The sequence below is a fragment of the Pseudomonas sp. GW823-FHT06B06 genome (assembly GCF_058795195.1).
Map to the genome: position 1 here is coordinate 19,483 of NZ_JBXAHO010000008.1, position 20,311 is coordinate 39,793.

The following is a 20,311-nucleotide window of genomic DNA, read 5'->3' on the forward strand; positions in this document are numbered from 1 at the left end:
AAATATCCCTATGTCAGGATATTCAGGATAGCGCCGATCAGGATCGTTGACAGCCCGCTGGTGTGCCCTGGCCAATCACTTTTCGCTGTTGATCATACAGCTTGGCCCATGGCCGGAAACCAATATTCCCCGCCTGCAATTGATAGCGCTCGCCTGCATTGAAGTCGTTGAATTTCACATTCATCTGACAGTCTCGCCACAGCGGTTGCGCATCGGGACCGATATTGGTGGGCTGGACGGGGAACTGGTAGCGAACGGTCAACTCATGGCTGCCGGGTTGAACCTCGAAATAGCGCTTGTCGGTTGCCGCTTTGTTGTCCACTTCAAACGCCAGCAGGGCCGTGTCTTCCTGATGTGACTCCAGATCGATCCAGGCTTGCGTCGGGTCATGGCGAGGTAATCCGAATCCAGCACATCCGGCCAGCATCAGCAGGCCTCCCGTCAGCATCAACTTGCGCATAGCGGAGCTCCAGTCAAGCGGGATAGTCTTGCGAGCAGACTTTCCAGGGATTTTTTTATTTTGATCAGGCCGCGTCGAAGCCTTGGGTTACTTGATCGCGTTTTACGCATTTTGTTTCCGGGTGTGCTGTTTTTGTTACTCAACGGTTGTTCCAGCGTCAGCTACTACAGCCAGTTGGCCAGTGGTCAACTGCAATTGCTGCGGGCCCGGGAACCCGTTGCCCGCGTCATTGCCGACCCACAGCGCGATCAGAAATTGCGCGCGCACCTGGTCCAATCACAAAAGGCCAGGACCTTTGCCAGCCAGCAACTACACCTGCCGGATAATCAGAGTTACCGCCTGTATGCCGACATTGGCCGTCCCTACGTGGTCTGGAACGTGTTTGTCACACCGGAATTTTCCCTGAAGCCACAAAACCACTGCTTCCCCGTCGCCGGTTGCGTGGCTTATCGCGGCTATTACAGCCAGAGTGCGGCTCGCGGTGAGGCGGCGCTGCAGCGCATGCAAGGCATGGACGTGTCCATCGGTGGAGTAGAGGCCTATTCGACCCTAGGGTGGTTCAACGATCCGATCATGAACTCAATGATGGGCTGGGGCGATGAACGACTGGCCACGCTGATCTTTCATGAACTCGCGCATCAGCGTGTTTATGTGAAGGATGACACTGAGTTCAACGAGTCATTCGCCACCTTTGTCGAGCAGGAAGGCACCCGCCAATGGCGGGCTTACCGTAGCCTTCCACCCGTAAACAGAACACAGGAGAAACAACGGGGCCAATTCATTCAGCTGATTCTGGACACCCGCACCCGGCTTGAAAAGCTATACACCCTGCCGCTGCCGCCCGAACAAATGCGCCAGCGTAAAGCTGAGGCGTTCGAACAGTTGCGCGCCGAATACCGCCAGATGCGTGATGAACAATGGGCCGGGGACAAACGCTACGACGCTTGGATTAATGCGCCGATGAACAATGCACGATTGCTGCCGTTCGGTCTGTATGACCAATGGGTGCCGGCGTTTGCGGCGTTGTTCAGGCAAGTAGGTGGGGATTGGGTGAAGTTTTATGCACAGGTCGAAAAGTTGGGGGCGTTGCCGGTTGAACAGCGTAAAGCGGCGTTGAAGGCGTTGTAGGAGCCAGGCTTGCCGGCGAACCAGGCGCCGCGGTTGTACCTGTTGCACCGCGTTATCGTTCTTCGCGGGCAAGCCTCGCTCCTACAGGCGAATTGGGCGCCGCGCTGTGTCTGTTGCCCCGCGTCATCGTTTTTCGCCGCCAAGTCGGATCGCCGCCCGCTCGCTCCTACTCGCGCAAAAACGCCTGATGCATCTCGTCCAACGTTTCAAAATGATAAGTCGGTGCTTCGGCACTCAACTCCTCCCGACTGCCAAACCCATAACCCACCGCTGCCGCATCCAGCCCGTTACTGCGCGCGCCGATCAGGTCGTGCTTACGGTCGCCGATCATCAGGGTACTCGCCGGGTCGAGGCCTTCTTCGGCCATCAGGTGGGCGATCAGTTCGACCTTGTTGGTCCGGGTGCCGTCCAGTTCGCTGCCATAGATCACCTTGAAGTGTTTGGCGAAGTCGAAATGGCGAGCGATTTCCCGGGCGAAAACCCAGGGTTTAGAGGTCGCGATGTACAGCTGTCGTCCTTGCCCACCCAGGGTTTCGAGCAGCGGTGTAACACCGTCGAATACGCGGTTTTCATAAAGCCCGGTAACCTTGAAGCGTTCCCGATAGAAGTTCACCGCCTCCCAGGCCCTGGGCTCGTCAAAGCTATAAAACTGCATGAAAGCCTGTAACAAGGGCGGACCGATGAAGTGTTCGAGTTTGGTCAGGTCGGGTTCATCGATGCCCAGCTTACCCAGGGCAAACTGGATCGAACGGGTGATGCCTTCGCGCGGGTCGGTCAGGGTGCCATCAAGGTCAAACAGAACGGTTTGGTAATGCATGAAGATTCCTGGGCGATAGCGAGACATTTCAGATCTGGTCGTAGCCTTCGGCCAGATGCAAATCCTTGAGCTTCACGTAGTTCGCCGCGCTGTAGGTGAAAAAGGCTTGTTCCTTGTCAGTCAGTGGCCGGATCTGTTTCACCGGGCTGCCCACATACAGGAAACCGCTTTCCAGGCGTTTACCCGGAGGTACCAGGCTTCCGGCACCAATAATAACGTCGTCGGCGACCACCGCGCCGTCCATGACGATGCTGCCCATGCCGATCAGGACCCGGCTGCCCACAGTGCAGCCATGCAGCATGACTTTGTGGGCGATGGTCACGTCGTCGCCAATAAGTAACGGGAAACCATCCGGATTGAACGGCCCGGCATGGGTGATGTGCAGCACGCAGCCATCCTGCACGCTGGTACGCGCGCCAATGCGGATGCGGTGCATGTCGCCACGGATCACCGTCAATGGCCATACCGAGCTGTCTTCGCCGATTTCAACATCGCCGATCACCACCGCCGAACTGTCGACAAAAGCGCCTTTGCCGAGCAACGGCGTGTGGTTCTGGTACTTGCGAAGGGACACGATAGGTTCTCTCTCTGTCGCTGATAGCTGCGGTGAGTGTCGATTGTAATTAAGATGGCTGCATGTTTCTTCCAGCCAAGGTGCCAACCGTGAGCGTGAACAACCCTCTTTTGCAGTCCTACGACCTGCCGCCGTTCTCCGCGATCCGTGCCGAGCATGTGCAACCGGCCATTGAACAGATCCTGGCTAACAACCGCGCCGCCATTATCGAGATCCTCAAGACCCAGGGCAAACAACCGACCTGGGCCGGCCTGGTGCTGGCCATGGACGAGCTCAATGACCGCCTGGGTGCGGCGTGGAGTCCGGTCAGCCATTTGAATGCCGTGTGCAACAGTGCCGAACTGCGTGAAGCCTATGAGGCTTGCCTGCCTGCATTGAGCGCCTACTCCACGGAAATGGGCCAGAACCGTGAACTGTTCCAGGCGTATGAGGCCTTGGCCAACAGTCCGGAAGCCGCCGGTTTCGACGTAGCGCAGAAAACTATCCTGGAACACGCCCTGCGCGATTTTCGTCTGTCGGGTATCGACCTGCCGGAATCCGAGCAGAAGCGCTACGCCCAAGTGCAGAGCAAACTGTCGGAGCTGGGTAGCCGCTTCTCCAACCAATTGCTGGATGCCACCCAGGCCTGGACCAAGCACATCACCGACGAAGCTGCCCTCGCCGGCCTGACCGATTCGGCCAAGGCGCAAATGGCCGCCGCCGCGCAAGCCAAGGACCTCGATGGCTGGCTGATCACCCTGGAATTCCCGAGCTACTACGCGGTAATGACCTACGCCCACGATCGCGCACTGCGTGAAGAAGTCTACGCTGCGTACTGCACCCGCGCCTCGGACCAGGGCCCGAATGCCGGCCAGAACGACAACGGCCCGGTCATGCAGGAAATCCTTGACCTGCGTCAGGAGCTGGCCAAGCTCCTGGGGTTCGCCAGTTTCTCGGAACTGAGCCTGGCCACCAAAATGGCGGAATCCAGCGATCAGGTGCTGAGCTTCCTGCGCGACCTGGCCAAGCGCAGCAAGCCGTTCGCCGCCCAGGACCTGGAACAGCTCAAGGCCTATGCGGCCGAACAGGGCTGCCCGGACCTGCAAAGCTGGGACAGCGGCTTCTATGGCGAAAAACTTCGCGAACAACGTTACAGCGTTGCCCAGGAAGCCCTGCGTGCCTACTTCCCGATCGATAAAGTACTGGGCGGCCTGTTTGCCATCGTGCAACGCCTGTACGGCATCGAAATCGCCGAGCAGCAAGGCTTCGACACCTGGCACCCGGATGTGCGCCTGTTCGAAATCAAGGAAAACGGCCAGCACGTCGGCCGCTTCTTCTTCGACCTCTACGCTCGCGCCAACAAACGCGGTGGTGCCTGGATGGACGGTGCCCGCGATCGTCGCCGCACCGCCGAAGGGATGCTGCAAAGCCCGGTGGCCAACCTGGTGTGCAACTTCACTCCGGCCGACAGCGGCAAGCCTGCGCTGCTGACCCACGATGAAGTCACCACTCTGTTCCACGAGTTCGGTCATGGCTTGCATCACCTGCTGACCCGCGTCGAACACGCCGGGGTGTCCGGCATCAACGGTGTGGCCTGGGACGCGGTCGAGCTGCCAAGCCAATTCATGGAAAACTGGTGCTGGGAGCCCGAGGGGCTTGCGCTGATCTCCGGTCACTATGAAACCGGCGAACCACTGCCCCAGGACCTGCTACAGAAAATGCTGGCGGCGAAAAACTTCCAGTCCGGCCTGATGATGGTTCGCCAACTGGAGTTCTCGCTGTTCGACTTCGAACTGCACGCCACCCATGGTGACGGTCGCAGCGTATTGCAAGTGCTTGAAGGCGTGCGCGACGAAGTGTCGGTGATGCGTCCTCCGGCCTACAACCGCTTCCCTAACAGCTTCGCGCACATCTTCGCCGGTGGTTACGCGGCGGGTTACTACAGCTACAAATGGGCTGAAGTGCTCTCGGCCGATGCTTTCTCCAAATTCGAGGAAGAGGGCGTGCTCAATGCCGACACCGGCCGGGCATTCCGCGAAGCGATCCTCGCGCGCGGCGGTTCTCAAGAGCCGATGGTGCTGTTCGTCGATTTCCGTGGTCGTGAGCCGTCGATTGACGCACTCTTGCGCCACAGCGGCCTGAGTGAGGGCGCAGCAGCATGAGTGAGAGCCCCGTGATTACCAAACGACGCTTTATCGCCGGCGCGGTTTGTCCAGCCTGCAGCGAGCCGGACAAGTTGATGATGTGGAGCGAAGACGACGTACCGCATCGCGAATGCGTGGCTTGCGGTTACTCCGATACGCTGAATGAACAAGGCCTGTCCGTTCCCAAGGAACTGGGTACCCGGGTCAACACTTCCGCACTCAAGCCTGCGGACACCAAGGTTCAGGCCGTGCAGTTTTTTCCGAATCCGAAGCTGAAGAAAAAGCCTGACGAGCAACACTGAGAGGAAAGCGACACCTCTCACGGCGCAACGCCGTGAGAGGTATTGAGATTCCGTCAAGGCATGGAAATGCTGACGTAGGCTTTGGCCAGCGCCAGCAGTTTCATCATGTCCTCGGCATCAATATCGCCGTCACCATCGACATCTTTTTTGAGGTTACGGATCTTGAATGATTGTCCCCCATCATTTGAGGAGGCGATGAGGGTGGTGGCGTCCAGCAAAGCGGTGCTCGTCGCGAAATTTTTCGTATCCCAAGTCTCTTCTTTCAATGCGAACTGCATCGATACAAGCACTTCATTTGGATCGACGACAGTCGGACCAAGTTTCTGCAAAAAAATACCGCGGCGATTAAACATCGACATAATTAAATCCTTTTAATTAATACTCCAATCAATGCATGGAGCGACCATAACAATACCGGTCGCTGGAGCGTTTCAACCAGACGCGATGTGTATCGTTCAGTGACTTTCGAAACCAAGAGCTGCCCAACGGCACTGGTCACTCGAATCTTTCACGTATACTGTATGGGCATACAGCATGCGAGCCATTCCCATGAACGCGCCATTGCCTCCACGCGGTCGCGGCACCGCCACCAACCCGCATAACCGCTTCGCCCCCCATCGCTCGGTGGCCGAGGACGACGGTTGGTACCAGGAAGCGCCGATGACCCAAGGCACCGAGGTGTCCATCGAGACCGCGAAAACCATCATCACCCGCAATAATTCACCGGACCTGCCCTTCGATCGCTCGATCAACCCTTATCGTGGCTGCGAGCACGGTTGCATCTACTGTTATGCACGGCCCAGTCACGCCTATTGGGACATGTCGCCAGGTCTGGATTTCGAGACGAAGCTGATCGCCAAGACCAATGCAGCGGACATATTGGAAGAACAGCTTTCCAAACGTGGCTATCAATGCGCACCGATTAACCTGGGTTCCAACACCGATCCTTACCAGCCCATCGAGCGCGACTACAAGATCACCCGCCAAACCCTCGAAGTGCTGCTGCGCTATCGTCATCCGGTAACCATCGTGACTAAAGGCTCGTTGATTCTGCGCGATCTGGACCTGCTGGCCGAACTCGCCCGTCAACGGCTGGTGGCGGTGATGATCAGCCTGACCACGTTGGACGACGAGCTCAAGCGCATCCTCGAGCCCCGCGCGGCGGCCCCCAAGGCCCGGCTGCGGGCGATCAGGGTGTTGCGCGAAGCGGGAGTTCCTGTGGGCGTTCTGTGCTCACCCATGATTCCGATGATCAACGACAGCGAAATCGAAAACCTGCTCACAGAAGCCCATGCCGCTGGAGCACAAAGCGCGGCTTACATGATGCTGCGGTTGCCCCTGGAAGTCGCGCCCCTGTTCGAAGAGTGGCTGGCGGCCCACTATCCGCAACGTGCGGCCCATGTCCTCAGCCTGATTCGCCAGAGCCGTGGCGGCGAGTTGTACGACAGTCGCTTTGGCGCACGCATGCGTGGTGAAGGCCCCTTTGCCGATTTGTTGGCACAACGTTTTGCCAAAGCCATTAAACGCCTGGGGCTCAACCATCGGGAAGGTTTCAACCTGGACTGCGATGCCTTCTGTCCCCCGGGTCGCCAAATGTCGTTGATTTGAGGACAATTAGCCTATGGTTGAGTACGAGGATCGCCCTCAACTTTTTCGCCAGTCACGTTTTTTGTGACCTGGAACACAGGTTCTAGAGCGGTCTTTTCAGTTTGAGTTAAGATTCGACGGCTACCTTGTTCATCGAGTGACTGACGGGTCGATCGACGACCTGGATGTTTTTTTAGACAGCCACTGGCTTCACACCGGACAAAACGGGAATATCCCTGACTCCGCCAAAGAGGATGAATCATGAGTGACAAGGATAAACAGCCGTTGGCTGCGTCGGCTTCTGCCCAACCCGGGGCGGAAAGCGCCGATGCAGCGCTGAAGCATATCGTTGACGGCTTTTTGCATTTTCATCATGAGATCTTTCCACAACAGGAAGAACTCTTCAAAAAACTCGCCACGGCCCAGCAGCCACGGGCGATGTTCATTACCTGCGCTGACTCGCGCATCGTCCCCGAGCTCATCACCCACAGCTCGCCGGGCGACCTGTTCGTCACTCGCAACGTCGGCAACGTCGTACCACCGTACGGCCAGATGAACGGTGGTGTGTCCACCGCCATCGAGTACGCGGTGCTGGCACTGGGTGTACAGCACATCATCATCTGCGGCCACTCCGATTGCGGAGCGATGCGTGCGGTACTCAATCCCGACAGCCTGGAAAAAATGCCTACGGTCAAAGCCTGGCTGCGGCATGCGGAAGTCGCGAAAACCATGGTGCACGACAACTGCAACTGCGCCGACGAAAACGAACGCATGCACGTCCTCACCGATGAAAATGTCATCGCCCAGTTGCAACACTTGCGGACCCATCCCTCGGTCGCCTCGCGCATGGCGAACGGTCAACTGTTCATCCATGGCTGGGTCTATGACATCGAAACCAGCGAAATCAAAGCTTACGACGCGGATCAGGGTCGTTTCCTGCCGCTCGACGGCAGCCATCCGATTCCGGTGGCGACGCCCAAAGCGCGCTTCTAAATCCTCCTAACCATCTGTGTGGTTTGATGCCGGCCGCTGTTACAGCGGCCCGGCCTTGCCATGCCTGAAGAAAACTTCGGGAGAATCATCATGCGTGCTGCGCAACTTAAAACAGTGCTGCCACGGGAGCTGTTGGCTTCGGTGGTGGTGTTTCTGGTCGCCCTGCCATTGTGCATGGGCATTGCCATTGCTTCGGGACTGCCACCAGCCAAAGGCCTGATCACGGGGATCATCGGTGGACTGGTAGTCGGTTGGCTGGCCGGCTCGCCATTGCAAGTCAGTGGTCCTGCGGCAGGTCTGGCGGTGCTGGTGTTCGAACTGGTACGCCAGCATGGCGTGGTCATGCTCGGGCCAATCCTGCTGTTGGCGGGCTTTTTACAGTTGGTCGCTGGTCGCTTGAAACTCGGCTGCTGGTTTCGCGTGACAGCACCTGCCGTTGTCTACGGCATGCTCGCCGGGATCGGGGTGCTGATCGTCCTGTCACAGCTGCACGTGATGCTGGACGCCACGCCCAAGCCCTCGGGGCTGGATAACCTGGCAGCCTTCCCGGCCGCCGTGGCTCAGGCTTTGCCATCCTTTGGCTGGCAGGCCGGTTTGCTTGGGTTGGGAACGATCGCAGTCATGTGGTTGTGGGAAAAGCTGCGTCCCCATTCCCTGCGCTTCGTTCCCGGCGCGCTACTGGGGGTTGGGATCGCCACCGTCGTCAGCCTGGCCTTGGCGCTGCAAGTCAAACGGGTGGAAGTACCCGCAAACCTGTCCGAAGCCATCGATTGGCTTAAACCTGCCGACTTGCTGAACCTGGCTGACCCTGCGTTGCTGATTGCCGCATTCGCGGTCGCATTCATTGCCAGCGCCGAAACCCTGCTATCCGCTGCCGCAGTCGACCGCATGCACAGTGGTCAACGCTCGGACTTCGACCGCGAGCTGTCCGCCCAAGGCGTTGGCAACATGCTTTGCGGAATGCTCGGCGCGTTGCCGATGACCGGAGTGATCGTACGCAGCTCGGCCAATGTCCAGGCCGGTGCCAGCACGCGTTACTCGACGATTTTCCATGGATTATGGCTGCTGGCGTTCGTAATGTTGTTGTCGAGCGTGCTGCAAAGCATTCCCGTGGCGAGCCTGGCCGGTGTGTTGGTTTACACCGGTTTCAAACTGGTGGATCTCAAGGCTTTTCGCGGTTTGGGTCGATACGGTCGAATGCCGATGTTCACCTACGCCACGACAGCGCTGGCGATCATCTTCACCGACTTGCTGACGGGCGTGCTGGTCGGCTTCGGCTTGACCTTGGTGAAGCTGGCGCTGAAAGCCTCACGACTGAAAATAAGCCTGATCGACCTTCCGCAGGACGGCGAAATGGAGCTGCGTCTGGTGGGGGCGGCGACCTTTCTCAAGGTGCCGGCGTTGACCCGGGTACTGGGTAGCATTCCGGCAGGTGCGACGGTGCATGTGCCACTCAATAACCTGAGCTACATCGACCATTCGTGCCTGGAATTGCTGGAGGAATGGGGACGGGCGAATGCGGCCAAGGGCTCGAAATTGTTGATCGAGTCGCGCGGGTTGAAGCGAAGGCTGGAGGGCCGGGTGCGGACCAATATCGGAATTGGTGCGGCTGGCTGAATAACCCACCTGTAGGAGCGAGCCTGCTCGCGATGGACCAAAGAACACCGCGGGGTGTCAGAATACCCGCGGAATCGTTGTCGACCATCGCGAGCATGCTCGCTCCTACAAGGGTAATGCGAACCTACGCCACCGGCTGTTCCAGCTCCAGGCCCACACCCAGGCGGCGGGACATGCACGGCCAGCGCTTCCATGCGGCGCCGGTGTCCGGGCTGCTGAGTTTCTCGCGGTAGGCTTCGACCGACTCCAGCGCAAAGCTTTCGTCGTTGAGCATCTCGTCCACAGCGTGATGCACCGCCTCGTCCAGTTGGTTGGCGAACTCCTCACCGATCAACTGGTGAGCAATCAGGTTGGCGACAGTCATGTCCAAGGGGATCAGTGGCTGGCCAAGATGCTTGATGTACAGGTCGTTGACCTCTTCGACGAACCGGTGCGCCAGATAGGCTTCGTCCAGCAGGCTGTCGAGCCCGACGTGCCCGGCCATGATCGCCGGCGGCTGGAGGAAGTACTGTTCGGCGATTTTCAGCACCGGTTTTACCTGCGATTCGATACCCGCTTCCCTGGCGACTTCATTGGCTGCATCCAGCAGATCAGGTACTTCCTCAATGTAGGCGGCGACAAAACGTGTCAGGACGCCGTTGGCATCCGCCTCCGGTAATTGGATCGCGCGGTGTAGGTGAGGCAGTTGGTTTTCCAGCTGACGCGTCAGCAGGCCGCTCTCGGCTTCGTGTTGTTGTGCTTTTTGGATCTGCTCGCGCAATGCGGCGGTGTTCATGAAAACTCCAGGAAACAAGGCAATGAAATAGGGAAGACATAACTTAGCTGGCATACGAAAAATGCTAAGACGCATTTGTCATAATTATTTCATCCTTGAGACGCCTCCGTTATATCGGTTTGCCACCACTCGTCTGCATCCTTCTCCATTCGTGCCCTGCAAAGCAAGTTAATGCTGTTTCAGATGATTTACGCCAGCACATTGCGAGGTGGGAGTCGCTGTCTATACTCGGGTTGGAATGGAGTTAGCTGATGACGCCCGACTGCAATGCAGCAAGGCCCGGCGATTCAAGTTCGTAGTCTGATGCAGCCGCTCCCTTGCCGCAGGTGAAAGCCGGCGGGATAACAAGAACGATAAGGGGAACCCGCAATGATGCGACATCCACATGTCTGGATGGGCCTCCTGTTGTGGTCGATTTTCAGTCAGGCACAAGCGGCCTGGACTGTGAATATGGCGCCTGGAGCGACTGAAATCAGTCACGCTGTGTTTGACCTGCACATGACCATTTTCTGGATCTGTGTAGTGATCGGCATCATCGTCTTTGGCGCCATGTTCTGGTCGATGATCTTGCACCGCCGCTCTACCGGGCAGGTGGCGGCAAAATTTCACGAAAGTACCACCGTCGAAATTCTCTGGACCATCGTGCCCTTCATTATTCTGGTGGCCATGGCGGTTCCGGCGACTGCCACCCTGATCAAGATGTACGACGCCAGTGAGCCGGATATCGATATCCAGGTCACCGGCTATCAGTGGAAATGGCATTACAAGTACCTGGGCCAGGACGTTGAGTTCTTCAGCAACCTGGCCACTCCCGCCGATCAGATCCACAACAAGGAAGCCAAGAGCGAGCATTACCTGCTCGAGGTCGACAAGCCCCTGGTGCTTCCGATCGGCGCCAAGGTGCGCTTCCTGGTGACCTCTGCCGACGTGATTCACTCCTGGTGGGTGCCGGCCTTCGCGGTCAAGCGCGATGCGATCCCGGGGTTCGTCAACGAAGCCTGGACCCGTGTCGAAAAGCCCGGTGTCTACCGCGGCCAATGCGCCGAGCTGTGCGGCAAGGATCATGGGTTCATGCCGATCGTGGTTGAGGTCAAGGACAAGCCCGATTACGAAAAGTGGCTGGCTGAACGCAAGGCAGAGGCTGCACAACTCAAGGAGCTGACCAGTAAGGAATGGACCCTCGACGAGCTCAAAGAGCGCGGCGACAAGGTCTATCACACCGCCTGCGTGGCCTGTCACCAGGCCGAAGGCCAGGGCCTGCCGCCCATGTTCCCGGCTCTCAAGGGCTCGAAAATCGCCACCGGCCCCATCAAGGATCACCTGAGCATTGTCTTCCACGGCAAGCCTGGCACCGCCATGGCGGCGTTCGGCAAGCAACTGTCGGAAGTCGATATCGCAGCGGTCGTGACCTACGAGCGTAACGCCTGGGGCAACAACAAGGGCGACATGGTCACCCCCAAAGAAGTGCTGGAGCTGAAACAGGCGGAAAGCAAATGACCCAGTCTATTGCGCACCCAAGGAACCCGTCGGGGCAGCACGCCCCGACCTGCCCAGCCCATCTGCTTGCAGGAGACAGGACATGACTGTTGTAGTCGATGACCATGTTCAGACCGGCACCGCACACGAACATGCCCACGGCCCTGCCAAAGGCCTGATGCGCTGGGTGCTGACGACCAACCACAAGGACATCGGTACGCTGTACCTGTGGTTTGCGTTTTCCATGTTCCTGCTCGGCGGCTCGTTCGCGATGGTGATTCGCGCCGAACTGTTCCAGCCGGGGTTGCAGATCGTCCAGCCGGAATTCTTCAACCAGATGACCACCATGCACGGCCTGGTGATGGTCTTCGGTGCGGTGATGCCGGCCTTCGTCGGCCTCGCCAACTGGATGGTTCCGCTGATGATCGGCGCACCCGACATGGCGCTGCCGCGGATGAACAACTTCAGCTTCTGGCTGTTGCCAGCGGCATTCATCCTGCTGGTTTCGACCCTGTTCACCCCAGGAGGCGGACCCAACTTCGGCTGGACGTTCTACGCGCCGCTGTCGACGACGTACGCGCCGGAAAGCGTGACCTTCTTCATCTTCGCCATCCACTTGATGGGGATCAGTTCGATCATGGGTGCGATCAACGTGATCGCCACCATCCTCAACCTGCGCGCCCCCGGCATGACGCTGATGAAAATGCCGCTGTTCGTCTGGACCTGGCTGATCACCGCGTTCCTGCTGATCGCGGTAATGCCGGTACTGGCCGGTTGCGTGACGATGATGCTGATGGACATCCACTTCGGTACCAGCTTCTTCAGCGCCGCCGGTGGCGGTGACCCGGTGCTGTTCCAGCATGTGTTCTGGTTCTTTGGCCACCCCGAGGTGTACATCATGATCCTGCCGGCCTTTGGTGCCGTCAGCTCGATCATTCCGGCCTTCTCGCGCAAGCCGCTGTTCGGCTACACCTCGATGGTCTACGCCACGGCGAGTATCGCGTTCCTGTCGTTCATCGTCTGGGCGCACCACATGTTCGTGGTCGGTATCCCGCTGGTGGGTGAGCTGTTCTTCATGTATGCCACGTTGTTGATCGCGGTACCCACCGGGGTCAAGGTGTTCAACTGGGCCAGTACCATGTGGCAAGGCTCGCTGACCTTCGAGACGCCGATGCTATTCGCGGTGGCGTTCGTGATCCTGTTCTCCATCGGCGGTTTCTCCGGACTGATGCTGGCCATCGCCCCGGCGGATTTCCAGTACCAGGATACGTATTTTGTGGTCGCGCACTTCCACTACGTGCTGGTGCCGGGTGCAATCTTCGGGATCTTCGCCTCGGCCTATTACTGGATGCCGAAGTGGACCGGCCACATGTACGACGAAACCCTCGGCAAGCTGCATTTCTGGCTGTCGTTCATCGGCATGAACTTGGCTTTCTTCCCAATGCACTTCGTCGGGCTTGCGGGCATGCCTCGACGGATTCCGGACTACAACCTGCAATTCGCCGACTTCAACATGGTGTCGTCGATCGGCGCCTTCATGTTCGGTGCAACGCAGATTTTCTTCCTGTTCATCGTGATCAAGACCATTCGCGGTGGCCCGCCAGCACCGGCCAAACCGTGGGATGGGGCCGAAGGCCTGGAATGGAGCGTTCCCTCACCGGCGCCGTATCACACCTTCACCACGCCGCCGGAAGTGAAATGAAATGAGCGCCATGGCCTTTGTGGGAGCGAGCCTGCTCGCGAAAAACGATGACGCGGTCTACCTGCCAAACCGTGGCGTCTGCTTCGCGAGCAGGCTCGCTCCCACAGGGCTCTCGGCGCAGGTGAGAAATCATGGCTGACTCGATTTCGATGAAGAAACTGGTCACCCGCCTGTTACTGGTGGTGGTAGCGATGTTTGTCTTCGGTTTTGCCCTGGTGCCGATCTACGACGTGATGTGCAAGGCATTCGGCATCAACGGCAAGACCGCCGGGCAGTATGAGGGTGAGCAAACGGTCGATACCTCGCGACAGGTTCGCGTGCAGTTCCTGTCGACCAACTCCGCCGACATGTCCTGGGATTTCTATCCCAAGCATGATGAATTGACGGCCAACCCCGGGGCAGTGAACGAGATGATCTTCATCGCGCACAACCCTACCGATCGCCCGATGAGCGCCCAGGCGGTGCCGAGCATCGCGCCCAGCGCGGCGGCGGCGTACTTCCACAAGACCGAATGCTTCTGCTTCACCCAACAAGTGCTGCAGCCCGGTCAACGAATCGAGATGCCGGTACGTTTCATCGTTGACCGTGACATGCCCAAGGATGTGAAGCACCTGACGCTATCCTACACGCTGTTCGATATCACCGCCCGACATCCACCGGTCGCAGTAAATACTGGCGGTTGAGCGTGCCCGATAAGGAGAACAATAAATGGCAACTCATGAACATTATTACGTTCCGGCCCAGAGCAAATGGCCGATCATCGCTACGGTCGGGATGTTCGTCACGGTGCTCGGCCTGGCCATCTGGTTCAACGATCTGAAAGCGGCGCGGCCGGAATCCCACGGCCCGCTGATCTTTTTCGTCGGTGGCCTGTTGCTGGCCTACATGCTCTTTGGCTGGTTCGGTACGGTGATCAAGGAAAGTCGCGGCGGCTTGTACAGCGCGCAGATGGATCGCTCGTTCCGCTGGGGCATGAGCTGGTTCATTTTCTCAGAGGTGATGTTCTTCATCGCCTTTTTCGGCGCACTGTTTTATGTGCGCCATGTATCCGGTCCCGCCCTGGGTGGCGAAGGCACCAAGGGCCTCGCTCACATGCTGTGGCCTGCCTTCGAGTGGACCTGGCCACTGCTGAACAACCCCGATTCCAAGCTGTTCCCACCACCGAAGGAGGTCATCAGCCCCTGGGGATTGCCGCTGCTCAATACCGTGATACTGGTGACCTCCAGCGTCACGGTGACCATCGCCCACCATGCCTTGAAGAAGGGCCATCGCGGCGCGCTGAAAATCTGGCTGGCGCTCACGGTGCTGCTGGGCGTTGCGTTCCTCGGCTTTCAGGCCGAAGAGTACATGCACGCCTATAACGAACTGGGCTTGACCCTGGGTTCGGGCATCTACGGCGCCACGTTCTTCATGCTCACCGGATTCCACGGCGCCCACGTGACGATCGGCACCATCATCCTGTTCGTGATGCTGATGCGGGTCATGCGTGGGCACTTCGACAGCGAACATCAGTTCGGCTTCGAGGCAGCGAGTTGGTACTGGCACTTCGTGGATGTGGTGTGGATCGGGCTGTTTGTTTTCGTCTATGTGCTGTAGGAGCGAGCATGCTCGCGATGGTATCCAACGATAACGCGGGGAACCTGATACCCCGCGATGCTTTCGAGTTTTTCGCGAGCATGCTCGCTCCTACGGTTACCAGGGTGCGCGAGATACAAGCTGGCCGCTGAAAAAGCCCCAGGCGATCAAGCCGACGGTAATGGCGGCCAGTGCTACACGAACACTCAAGGCAATGACGAGGCGGTTCGAGCTGCTGTCGTCCTTGACCAGAAAAAACAGGCCGCTGAACAGGCTGACAACCGTGGCAATCAGCATCAGGACGATGGCTGCTTTGAGCATGGTGGGACTCCGGGGGACAAGCGATGCATCTGAGTATAGCTATCGCGACGACCGACTTTCTGGCGATGCCATGAAGCGCTTTCGGCCGGGCATCATTCCGACATTGGTGGTTGCGCTGTTGCTGCCCCTGCTGGTGTCGCTTGGGTTCTGGCAATTGAGCCGGGGTGCGGAGAAAAGCGCGCTACTGCAAACCTATACTGAACGCCGGGCTGCAGAACCGATGGCCAGCACCGAGCTGCAACACACGGCAGACCCGGCCTTCAGACGGATTCACCTGCATGGCCAGTTCGATGCCGCGCACAGCCTGTTGCTGGATAACCGTCAGCGTGGCGGAAAAGTCGGGGTCGAGCTGCTGCAACCGTTTCAGGATCAGGCAACTGGGCTGTGGCTGCTGGTCAATCGCGGCTGGCTGCCTTGGCCCGACCGCCGGACGCCGCCGCGATTCACTACACCGACCGATGCCTTGAGTCTCGATGCATGGGTCTACGTTTCACCCGGCGCGACCTTCCAGCTCCACGCCGACCCAAGCACCAGCACTTGGCCAAAACTACTCACGGCCATTGACCCGAATGCACTCTGGGCAGCCCTGGGCCGTGAAGGCTTTGCCTACGAATTACGCGCAGAAACCGGGCCCGCGACGTACCAGGCCGATTGGCCGGTAGTGGCCATGGGGCCGGAAAAACACATCGCTTATGCCGTGCAGTGGTTCGCCATGTCGATCGCCCTGTTCGGTCTTTACCTCTACCTCGGCTGGCACAACGCAAAGGAGAAACACCATGGGAGCGGCCATGAATCCACCCAGCATGTCTGAGGCCAAAACGCCGGTGAACCGGCGCAAGGGACGGTTGCAGTTACTGCTGATTGTGCTCGGGGTGGTCGGTCCGATGATCCTGGCCACCGGCATGTACAAACTGAATTTCTGGGTGCCGGAAGGCCGCAGCTATCACGGCGAACTGATCGGCAACGGACAGAGCCGCGCCGACCTTGGCGTACGGGCGCAGGAAAACCGCTGGCAGTTGCTGGTGACGGCACCGAAAGAGTGCTCGGTGGACTGCCAGCAACTGGTTTATCTGGCGCGCCAAATCCAGATCGGCCTGGGTCGCGATGCCGGTCGCGCCAGTCACGCACTGGCGGCGACACAGCCGCTGAGCAGTGATTACGAGACTAAACTTCAACGCGAGTACCCGCAGTTGCAGCGCTATCCACTGGATTTGCCGACCTACACCAAAGGAGCTCAGAGTAATGACTCTCCACACCTGTGGATCATCGATCCCCACGGCAATCTGGTCTTGCGCTACGACCCGTCAGTCAAGGGCAAGGATCTGCTCAATGACCTGCGGCACCTGCTGAAACTGTCGAACATCGGATAAGGGCATCGTCATGGCCAAGCCTGGATTTCGCCTCGCGCTGTTTGCCACCTTTCTGGCACTGATTGTGGTGTTGCTCGGTGCCTATACCCGCCTGACCCACGCAGGCTTGGGCTGTCCGGACTGGCCTGGCTGCTACGGTTTTATCAGCGTGCCCAAAAGCGAAGCACAACTGGCCCATGCCGAATTGCATTTTCCGGACACGCCTGTAGAAGCCCATAAAGGCTGGAACGAGATGATCCATCGCTACTTCGCCGGCACGCTGGGGCTGCTGATATCGGTGTTGGCCGGTAGGGCCTGGGTCCATCGCCGGCATCCAGGGCAACCGGTGAAGCTGCCGTTGTTCCTGCTGGCAGTGGTGTTTGCCCAAGCCGCGTTCGGCATGTGGACGGTGACACTCAAGCTCTGGCCGCAAGTCGTCACCGGACATCTGCTTGGCGGCTTTGCGACCCTGAGCCTGCTGTTTCTGCTGACCTTGCGCCTGTCCGGCGTACTGCCCGCATTGACGGTGCCGCGACGCCTGCAGTACTGGGCGACGGCGGGGCTGTTGCTGGTCATCGGGCAAATCGCCTTGGGTGGCTGGGTCAGCTCCAACTACGCCGCTGTGGCCTGCATCGACTTTCCGACGTGCCACGGGCAATGGCTGCCGCCTGCGGACTTCGCCAATGGCTTTCACCTGACCCAGCACATCGGCCCGAACTACCTCGGCGGGCAACTGGACAGCGACGCCCGCACCGCGATTCACCTGACACACCGGATCGGCGCGTTGTTGGTGACCCTGGTGTTACTTGGCCTCGCCTGGCAACTGAAAGTCGTTGGCATGACGCGACTCGCCGGGTTGGTGCTGATCGCCCTCGCGGCGCAAATCACCCTGGGCATCAGCAACGTGCTGTTGCACCTGCCGCTACCGATTGCCGTCGCCCATAACGCCGGGGGCGCAGCGCTGTTGCTGACGATGGTGTTGGTCAATTACCACGCCCGGACCAGCCTGGTTCGGGTCAAGCAGCCGACACGCTGGCGTTTCAGCCCGCGTAAACATTCAGCCGGGCCCATAACAATAAAAGGAGAGACGCCATGGCGATTCTGATCGGCGAACGTCACAGCCAGGCAATCTGGCGTGACTACCTGGAGCTGACCAAACCAAAAGTGGTGGTGCTGATGCTCATCACTTCACTGGTAGGGATGTTCCTCGCAACGCGCGCCGGAGTGCCGTGGACCGTGCTGGTGTTCGGCAACCTGGGCATTGCCTTGTGTGCGGGCGGTGCGGCAGCGGTCAACCACGTGGTGGACCGCAGGATCGATGCGGTCATGGCTCGCACCCACAAACGGCCACTGGCCGAAGGCCGGGTGTCTCCGGCCGCCGCGCTGACTTTTGCCCTGGTGCTGGCACTGCTTGGCCAGGCCTTGTTGCTGGCCTTCACCAATCCGCTGACAGCATGGCTGACCCTTGCCTCCCTGCTCGGCTACGCAGTGGTCTACACCGGTTTCCTCAAGCGTGCGACGCCGCAGAATATCGTCATCGGAGGCCTGGCCGGGGCCGCTCCGCCGCTGCTCGGCTGGACCGCCGCCACCGGCCACGTCAGCGCCGAACCGCTGCTGTTGGTGCTGATCATCTTCGCCTGGACCCCGCCACACTTCTGGGCCCTTGCGATCCATCGCAAGGAGGAATATGCCAAGGCTGACATCCCAATGCTGCCGGTGACCCACGGCGAGCACTACACCAAGATCCACATCCTGCTTTACACCTGCGCGCTGCTGGCCGTCAGCCTGATGCCCTACGTGATCCACATGAGCGGCTTGCTCTACCTGGTCTGCGCCATCGGTCTTGGCGCCAGATTCCTGCAATGGGCCGTGGTGCTGTACCGTGGCACTCGGCCGCACGCGGCGATCAACACCTTCAAGTACTCTATTTACTACTTGTTCCTGCTGTTCATCGCCCTGCTCGTTGACCACTACTTATTGTTGAACCTATGACCCGAACCCAGAAAACCGTCTTCATCCTTGTCGCCCTGATCGCGCTGGTCCTGGGCCTGACCATTAACAAAGTGCTCTCCGGCAAAGGCCAGGGCGACCCGACGGCACTGATCGACGCGGGGATCATTCTCCTGCCGCAAAGCCGCAACCTGCCGGATGTGAAGATGACTGATCAGGACGGCAAGCCGGTGGCCATCAACGAGCTCAAAGGCAAGTGGAGCCTGCTGTTCTTCGGCTACACCTTCTGCCCGGATATCTGCCCGACCACCCTCGCCCAACTGCGCCAGATCAAGAGTGAATTGCCGCCGGAGGCTGTGGATAAGTTGCAGATCGTGCTGGTCAGTGTCGATCCGCACCGCGATACGCCCAAGCAGCTCAAGCAGTACCTGGGCTACTTCGATCCGCAGTTTGTCGGCCTAACGGCGACGTCGACCGAGGATCTGCAAAAGATCGCTAATGCCGTGAGCATCCCGTTCATTCCGGCCGATACAAGCAAGCCGAACTACACGGTCGACCACAGCGGTAACCTCGCGGTCATTGGCCCGGACGGAACCCAGCGCGGCTTCATTCGGGCGCCGTTGAACAATGTGAAGCTGGTGGCGCAATTGCCGGTGATGCTCAACCGCAAATAACCACCATACCGCTCCTACGGGAACGATATTTCAGGCACAAAAAAGGGGACGCTTATGGCGTCCCCTTTTTCGTTGCGTCAGCCAATCAGAACGCAGGCACCACCGCGCCTTTGTACTTCTCGAGAATGAAGGCCTTCACTTCCGGGCTGTGCAGGGCAGCAACCAGCTTCTTCATCGCTTCACTGTCCTTGTCGTCCGGACGGGCAACCAGGATGTTCACATAAGGCGAGTCGCTACCTTCAATGACCAGCGCGTCCTTGGACGGATCGAGCTTGGCTTCCAGCGCGTAGTTGGTGTTGATCAGCGCCAGGTCGACCTGGGTCAGCACGCGCGGGATGGTCGCGGCTTCCAGCTCACGGAATTTCAGGTTCTTCGGGTTCTCGGTAATGTCCTTGACCGTCGACAGGATGTTGTTCGAATCCTGCAACTTGATCACACCGGCCTTGGCGAGCAGCAGCAGCGCGCGGCCACCATTGGTGGCGTCGTTCGGGATCACCACGGTGGCGGTGCTTGGCAGCTCTTCCAGGGTCTTGTACTTGCTGGAGTAAGCACCCAGTGGTTCCAGGTGCACGCCGGCCACCGAGACCAGGTTGGTGCCCTTGGCCTTGTTGAACTCATCCAGGTACGGCTGGTGCTGGAAGAAGTTGGCGTCCAGGCGTTTTTCCGCGACCTGCACGTTCGGCTGGATGTAATCGGTGAAGACTTTAACCTTGAGGTCCACGCCTTGCTGGGCCAGGGCCGGTTTAACGAACTCGAGGATTTCCGCGTGCGGAACCGGAGTCGCGGCGACTGTCAGGGTGTCGGCGGCGTGGGCGGAAAAGGCTGCAACAGCAGCGAATGCGACGAGTAGTTTTTTCATTCAGCTAACTCCTTTTGGGTACCCGCTTG

22 protein-coding genes are annotated in these 20,311 nt (G+C 59.0%); 15 read left to right on the forward strand and 7 right to left on the reverse strand.

Annotated features, from left to right (window positions below; genetic code table 11):
* Positions 1-37: 37 nt before the first annotated feature.
* Positions 38-460, reverse strand: a complete 423-nt coding sequence (locus AC1Q8Q_RS09135; protein ID WP_033038893.1) for a PA0061/PA0062 family lipoprotein — start codon at positions 458-460, stop codon at positions 38-40.
* A gap of 60 nt (positions 461-520) precedes the next feature.
* On the opposite strand from AC1Q8Q_RS09135, the gene AC1Q8Q_RS09140 reads away from it, so the two are divergent.
* Positions 521-1,588 (forward strand): aminopeptidase, encoded by a 1,068-nt coding sequence (locus AC1Q8Q_RS09140; RefSeq protein WP_033038890.1) that lies wholly within the window; start codon positions 521-523, stop codon positions 1,586-1,588.
* A gap of 166 nt (positions 1,589-1,754) precedes the next feature.
* Here AC1Q8Q_RS09140 and AC1Q8Q_RS09145 read toward each other — a convergent pair whose 3' ends face one another.
* Both AC1Q8Q_RS09145 and AC1Q8Q_RS09150 read right to left on the reverse strand, forming a co-directional pair.
* The gene (locus tag AC1Q8Q_RS09145; RefSeq protein ID WP_020798070.1) at positions 1,755-2,405 is read right to left on the reverse strand and encodes an HAD family hydrolase; all 651 of its coding nucleotides are present in this window, start codon (positions 2,403-2,405) and stop codon (positions 1,755-1,757) included.
* Between the two features lie 28 nt (positions 2,406-2,433).
* Positions 2,434-2,979, reverse strand: coding sequence for a gamma carbonic anhydrase family protein (locus AC1Q8Q_RS09150; protein WP_008064772.1), 546 nt, complete (start codon positions 2,977-2,979; stop codon positions 2,434-2,436).
* Positions 2,980-3,041: 62 nt separating this feature from the next.
* Here AC1Q8Q_RS09150 and prlC point away from each other — a divergent pair, with 62 nt between their 5' ends.
* Complete coding sequence (gene prlC, locus AC1Q8Q_RS09155; protein ID WP_492614987.1) at positions 3,042-5,120, forward strand: oligopeptidase A; 2,079 nt, start codon at positions 3,042-3,044, stop codon at positions 5,118-5,120.
* Positions 5,117-5,404: a YheV family putative zinc ribbon protein gene (locus tag AC1Q8Q_RS09160; RefSeq protein WP_008064765.1), complete on the forward strand. Its 288-nt coding sequence runs from the start codon at positions 5,117-5,119 to the stop codon at positions 5,402-5,404. The genes prlC and AC1Q8Q_RS09160 overlap by 4 nt, the downstream gene beginning before the upstream one ends.
* 53 nt (positions 5,405-5,457) lie before the next feature.
* Here the strand turns inward: AC1Q8Q_RS09160 and AC1Q8Q_RS09165 are convergent, their stop codons facing one another.
* The gene (locus tag AC1Q8Q_RS09165; RefSeq protein WP_020798067.1) at positions 5,458-5,763 is read right to left on the reverse strand and encodes a hypothetical protein; all 306 of its coding nucleotides are present in this window, start codon (positions 5,761-5,763) and stop codon (positions 5,458-5,460) included.
* Positions 5,764-5,953: 190 nt separating this feature from the next.
* On the opposite strand from AC1Q8Q_RS09165, the gene AC1Q8Q_RS09170 reads away from it, so the two are divergent.
* The 3 genes from AC1Q8Q_RS09170 to AC1Q8Q_RS09180 all read left to right on the forward strand — a co-directional run bounded on the left by AC1Q8Q_RS09170 (position 5,954) and on the right by AC1Q8Q_RS09180 (position 9,601).
* Positions 5,954-7,012, forward strand: a complete 1,059-nt coding sequence (locus tag AC1Q8Q_RS09170) for a PA0069 family radical SAM protein (protein ID WP_033038882.1) — start codon at positions 5,954-5,956, stop codon at positions 7,010-7,012.
* A gap of 240 nt (positions 7,013-7,252) precedes the next feature.
* Positions 7,253-7,984, forward strand: coding sequence for a carbonic anhydrase (locus tag AC1Q8Q_RS09175; RefSeq protein WP_020798065.1), 732 nt, complete (start codon positions 7,253-7,255; stop codon positions 7,982-7,984).
* A gap of 90 nt (positions 7,985-8,074) precedes the next feature.
* A complete protein-coding gene (locus AC1Q8Q_RS09180) occupies positions 8,075-9,601 on the forward strand; it encodes a SulP family inorganic anion transporter (protein ID WP_033038880.1) in 1,527 nt (508 codons plus the stop codon).
* A gap of 124 nt (positions 9,602-9,725) precedes the next feature.
* On the opposite strand, the gene AC1Q8Q_RS09185 is transcribed toward AC1Q8Q_RS09180, so the two are convergent.
* Positions 9,726-10,376: a hypothetical protein gene (locus tag AC1Q8Q_RS09185; RefSeq protein ID WP_020798063.1), complete on the reverse strand. Its 651-nt coding sequence runs from the start codon at positions 10,374-10,376 to the stop codon at positions 9,726-9,728.
* Positions 10,377-10,745: 369 nt separating this feature from the next.
* Here AC1Q8Q_RS09185 and coxB point away from each other — a divergent pair, with 369 nt between their 5' ends.
* The 4 genes from coxB (at position 10,746) to AC1Q8Q_RS09205 (ending at position 15,150) form a co-directional block, all read left to right on the forward strand.
* Entirely contained in the window at positions 10,746-11,873 is a 1,128-nt protein-coding gene (gene coxB, locus AC1Q8Q_RS09190; protein ID WP_020798062.1) for a cytochrome c oxidase subunit II, read from the forward strand.
* Between the two features lie 82 nt (positions 11,874-11,955).
* Entirely contained in the window at positions 11,956-13,554 is a 1,599-nt protein-coding gene (gene ctaD / locus AC1Q8Q_RS09195) for a cytochrome c oxidase subunit I (RefSeq protein WP_020798060.1), read from the forward strand.
* A gap of 131 nt (positions 13,555-13,685) precedes the next feature.
* The gene (locus tag AC1Q8Q_RS09200; RefSeq protein WP_033038877.1) at positions 13,686-14,237 is read left to right on the forward strand and encodes a cytochrome c oxidase assembly protein; all 552 of its coding nucleotides are present in this window, start codon (positions 13,686-13,688) and stop codon (positions 14,235-14,237) included.
* A gap of 25 nt (positions 14,238-14,262) precedes the next feature.
* A complete protein-coding gene (locus tag AC1Q8Q_RS09205; RefSeq protein ID WP_020798057.1) occupies positions 14,263-15,150 on the forward strand; it encodes a cytochrome c oxidase subunit 3 in 888 nt (295 codons plus the stop codon).
* 96 nt (positions 15,151-15,246) lie between these two features.
* Here AC1Q8Q_RS09205 and AC1Q8Q_RS09210 read toward each other — a convergent pair whose 3' ends face one another.
* Positions 15,247-15,450, reverse strand: a complete 204-nt coding sequence (locus AC1Q8Q_RS09210) for a twin transmembrane helix small protein (protein ID WP_083349954.1) — start codon at positions 15,448-15,450, stop codon at positions 15,247-15,249.
* A gap of 70 nt (positions 15,451-15,520) precedes the next feature.
* Here AC1Q8Q_RS09210 and AC1Q8Q_RS09215 point away from each other — a divergent pair, with 70 nt between their 5' ends.
* The 5 genes from AC1Q8Q_RS09215 to AC1Q8Q_RS09235 are packed head-to-tail and all read left to right on the forward strand — an operon-like array spanning position 15,521 to position 19,423.
* Positions 15,521-16,261, forward strand: a complete 741-nt coding sequence (locus tag AC1Q8Q_RS09215) for an SURF1 family protein (protein ID WP_020798056.1) — start codon at positions 15,521-15,523, stop codon at positions 16,259-16,261.
* The gene (locus tag AC1Q8Q_RS09220; protein ID WP_020798055.1) at positions 16,227-16,820 is read left to right on the forward strand and encodes a PA_0111/PP_0108 family redox-active disulfide protein; all 594 of its coding nucleotides are present in this window, start codon (positions 16,227-16,229) and stop codon (positions 16,818-16,820) included. Before AC1Q8Q_RS09215 ends, AC1Q8Q_RS09220 begins: the two co-directional genes overlap by 35 nt.
* Before the next feature lie 10 nt (positions 16,821-16,830).
* Complete coding sequence (locus AC1Q8Q_RS09225) at positions 16,831-17,904, forward strand: COX15/CtaA family protein (protein ID WP_020798054.1); 1,074 nt, start codon at positions 16,831-16,833, stop codon at positions 17,902-17,904.
* Positions 17,892-18,791 carry a heme o synthase gene (cyoE, locus tag AC1Q8Q_RS09230; protein WP_020798053.1) on the forward strand — a complete coding sequence of 300 codons (900 nt, stop codon included), beginning with the start codon at positions 17,892-17,894 and terminating at the stop codon, positions 18,789-18,791. Before AC1Q8Q_RS09225 ends, cyoE begins: the two co-directional genes overlap by 13 nt.
* Positions 18,788-19,423 (forward strand): SCO family protein, encoded by a 636-nt coding sequence (locus AC1Q8Q_RS09235; protein ID WP_020798052.1) that lies wholly within the window; start codon positions 18,788-18,790, stop codon positions 19,421-19,423. Before cyoE ends, AC1Q8Q_RS09235 begins: the two co-directional genes overlap by 4 nt.
* An 85-nt stretch (positions 19,424-19,508) precedes the next feature.
* Here AC1Q8Q_RS09235 and AC1Q8Q_RS09240 read toward each other — a convergent pair whose 3' ends face one another.
* Positions 19,509-20,282 carry a MetQ/NlpA family ABC transporter substrate-binding protein gene (locus AC1Q8Q_RS09240; protein WP_020798051.1) on the reverse strand — a complete coding sequence of 258 codons (774 nt, stop codon included), beginning with the start codon at positions 20,280-20,282 and terminating at the stop codon, positions 19,509-19,511.
* Positions 20,283-20,311: the final 29 nt, after the last annotated feature.

Excerpts from the sequence above, each read along its gene's own strand:
- AC1Q8Q_RS09210 (WP_083349954.1), bottom strand. The coding sequence starts at position 15,450 with ATGCTCAAAGCAGCCATCGTCCTGATGCTGATTGCCACGGTTGTCAGC.
- coxB (WP_020798062.1), top strand. The coding sequence starts at position 10,746 with ATGATGCGACATCCACATGTCTGGATGGGCCTCCTGTTGTGGTCGATT.
- AC1Q8Q_RS09180 (WP_033038880.1), top strand. The coding sequence starts at position 8,075 with ATGCGTGCTGCGCAACTTAAAACAGTGCTGCCACGGGAGCTGTTGGCT.
- ctaD (WP_020798060.1), top strand. The coding sequence starts at position 11,956 with ATGACTGTTGTAGTCGATGACCATGTTCAGACCGGCACCGCACACGAA.
- AC1Q8Q_RS09200 (WP_033038877.1), top strand. The coding sequence starts at position 13,686 with ATGGCTGACTCGATTTCGATGAAGAAACTGGTCACCCGCCTGTTACTG.
- AC1Q8Q_RS09135 (WP_033038893.1), bottom strand. The coding sequence starts at position 460 with ATGCGCAAGTTGATGCTGACGGGAGGCCTGCTGATGCTGGCCGGATGT.
- AC1Q8Q_RS09165 (WP_020798067.1), bottom strand. The coding sequence starts at position 5,763 with ATGTCGATGTTTAATCGCCGCGGTATTTTTTTGCAGAAACTTGGTCCG.
- cyoE (WP_020798053.1), top strand. The coding sequence starts at position 17,892 with ATGGCGATTCTGATCGGCGAACGTCACAGCCAGGCAATCTGGCGTGAC.
- AC1Q8Q_RS09240 (WP_020798051.1), bottom strand. The coding sequence starts at position 20,282 with ATGAAAAAACTACTCGTCGCATTCGCTGCTGTTGCAGCCTTTTCCGCC.
- AC1Q8Q_RS09170 (WP_033038882.1), top strand. The coding sequence starts at position 5,954 with ATGAACGCGCCATTGCCTCCACGCGGTCGCGGCACCGCCACCAACCCG.
- AC1Q8Q_RS09145 (WP_020798070.1), bottom strand. The coding sequence starts at position 2,405 with ATGCATTACCAAACCGTTCTGTTTGACCTTGATGGCACCCTGACCGAC.
- prlC (WP_492614987.1), top strand. The coding sequence starts at position 3,042 with ATGTTTCTTCCAGCCAAGGTGCCAACCGTGAGCGTGAACAACCCTCTT.
- AC1Q8Q_RS09235 (WP_020798052.1), top strand. The coding sequence starts at position 18,788 with ATGACCCGAACCCAGAAAACCGTCTTCATCCTTGTCGCCCTGATCGCG.
- AC1Q8Q_RS09175 (WP_020798065.1), top strand. The coding sequence starts at position 7,253 with ATGAGTGACAAGGATAAACAGCCGTTGGCTGCGTCGGCTTCTGCCCAA.
- AC1Q8Q_RS09185 (WP_020798063.1), bottom strand. The coding sequence starts at position 10,376 with ATGAACACCGCCGCATTGCGCGAGCAGATCCAAAAAGCACAACAACAC.
- AC1Q8Q_RS09160 (WP_008064765.1), top strand. The coding sequence starts at position 5,117 with ATGAGTGAGAGCCCCGTGATTACCAAACGACGCTTTATCGCCGGCGCG.
- AC1Q8Q_RS09215 (WP_020798056.1), top strand. The coding sequence starts at position 15,521 with ATGAAGCGCTTTCGGCCGGGCATCATTCCGACATTGGTGGTTGCGCTG.
- AC1Q8Q_RS09225 (WP_020798054.1), top strand. The coding sequence starts at position 16,831 with ATGGCCAAGCCTGGATTTCGCCTCGCGCTGTTTGCCACCTTTCTGGCA.
- AC1Q8Q_RS09220 (WP_020798055.1), top strand. The coding sequence starts at position 16,227 with ATGGGAGCGGCCATGAATCCACCCAGCATGTCTGAGGCCAAAACGCCG.
- AC1Q8Q_RS09205 (WP_020798057.1), top strand. The coding sequence starts at position 14,263 with ATGGCAACTCATGAACATTATTACGTTCCGGCCCAGAGCAAATGGCCG.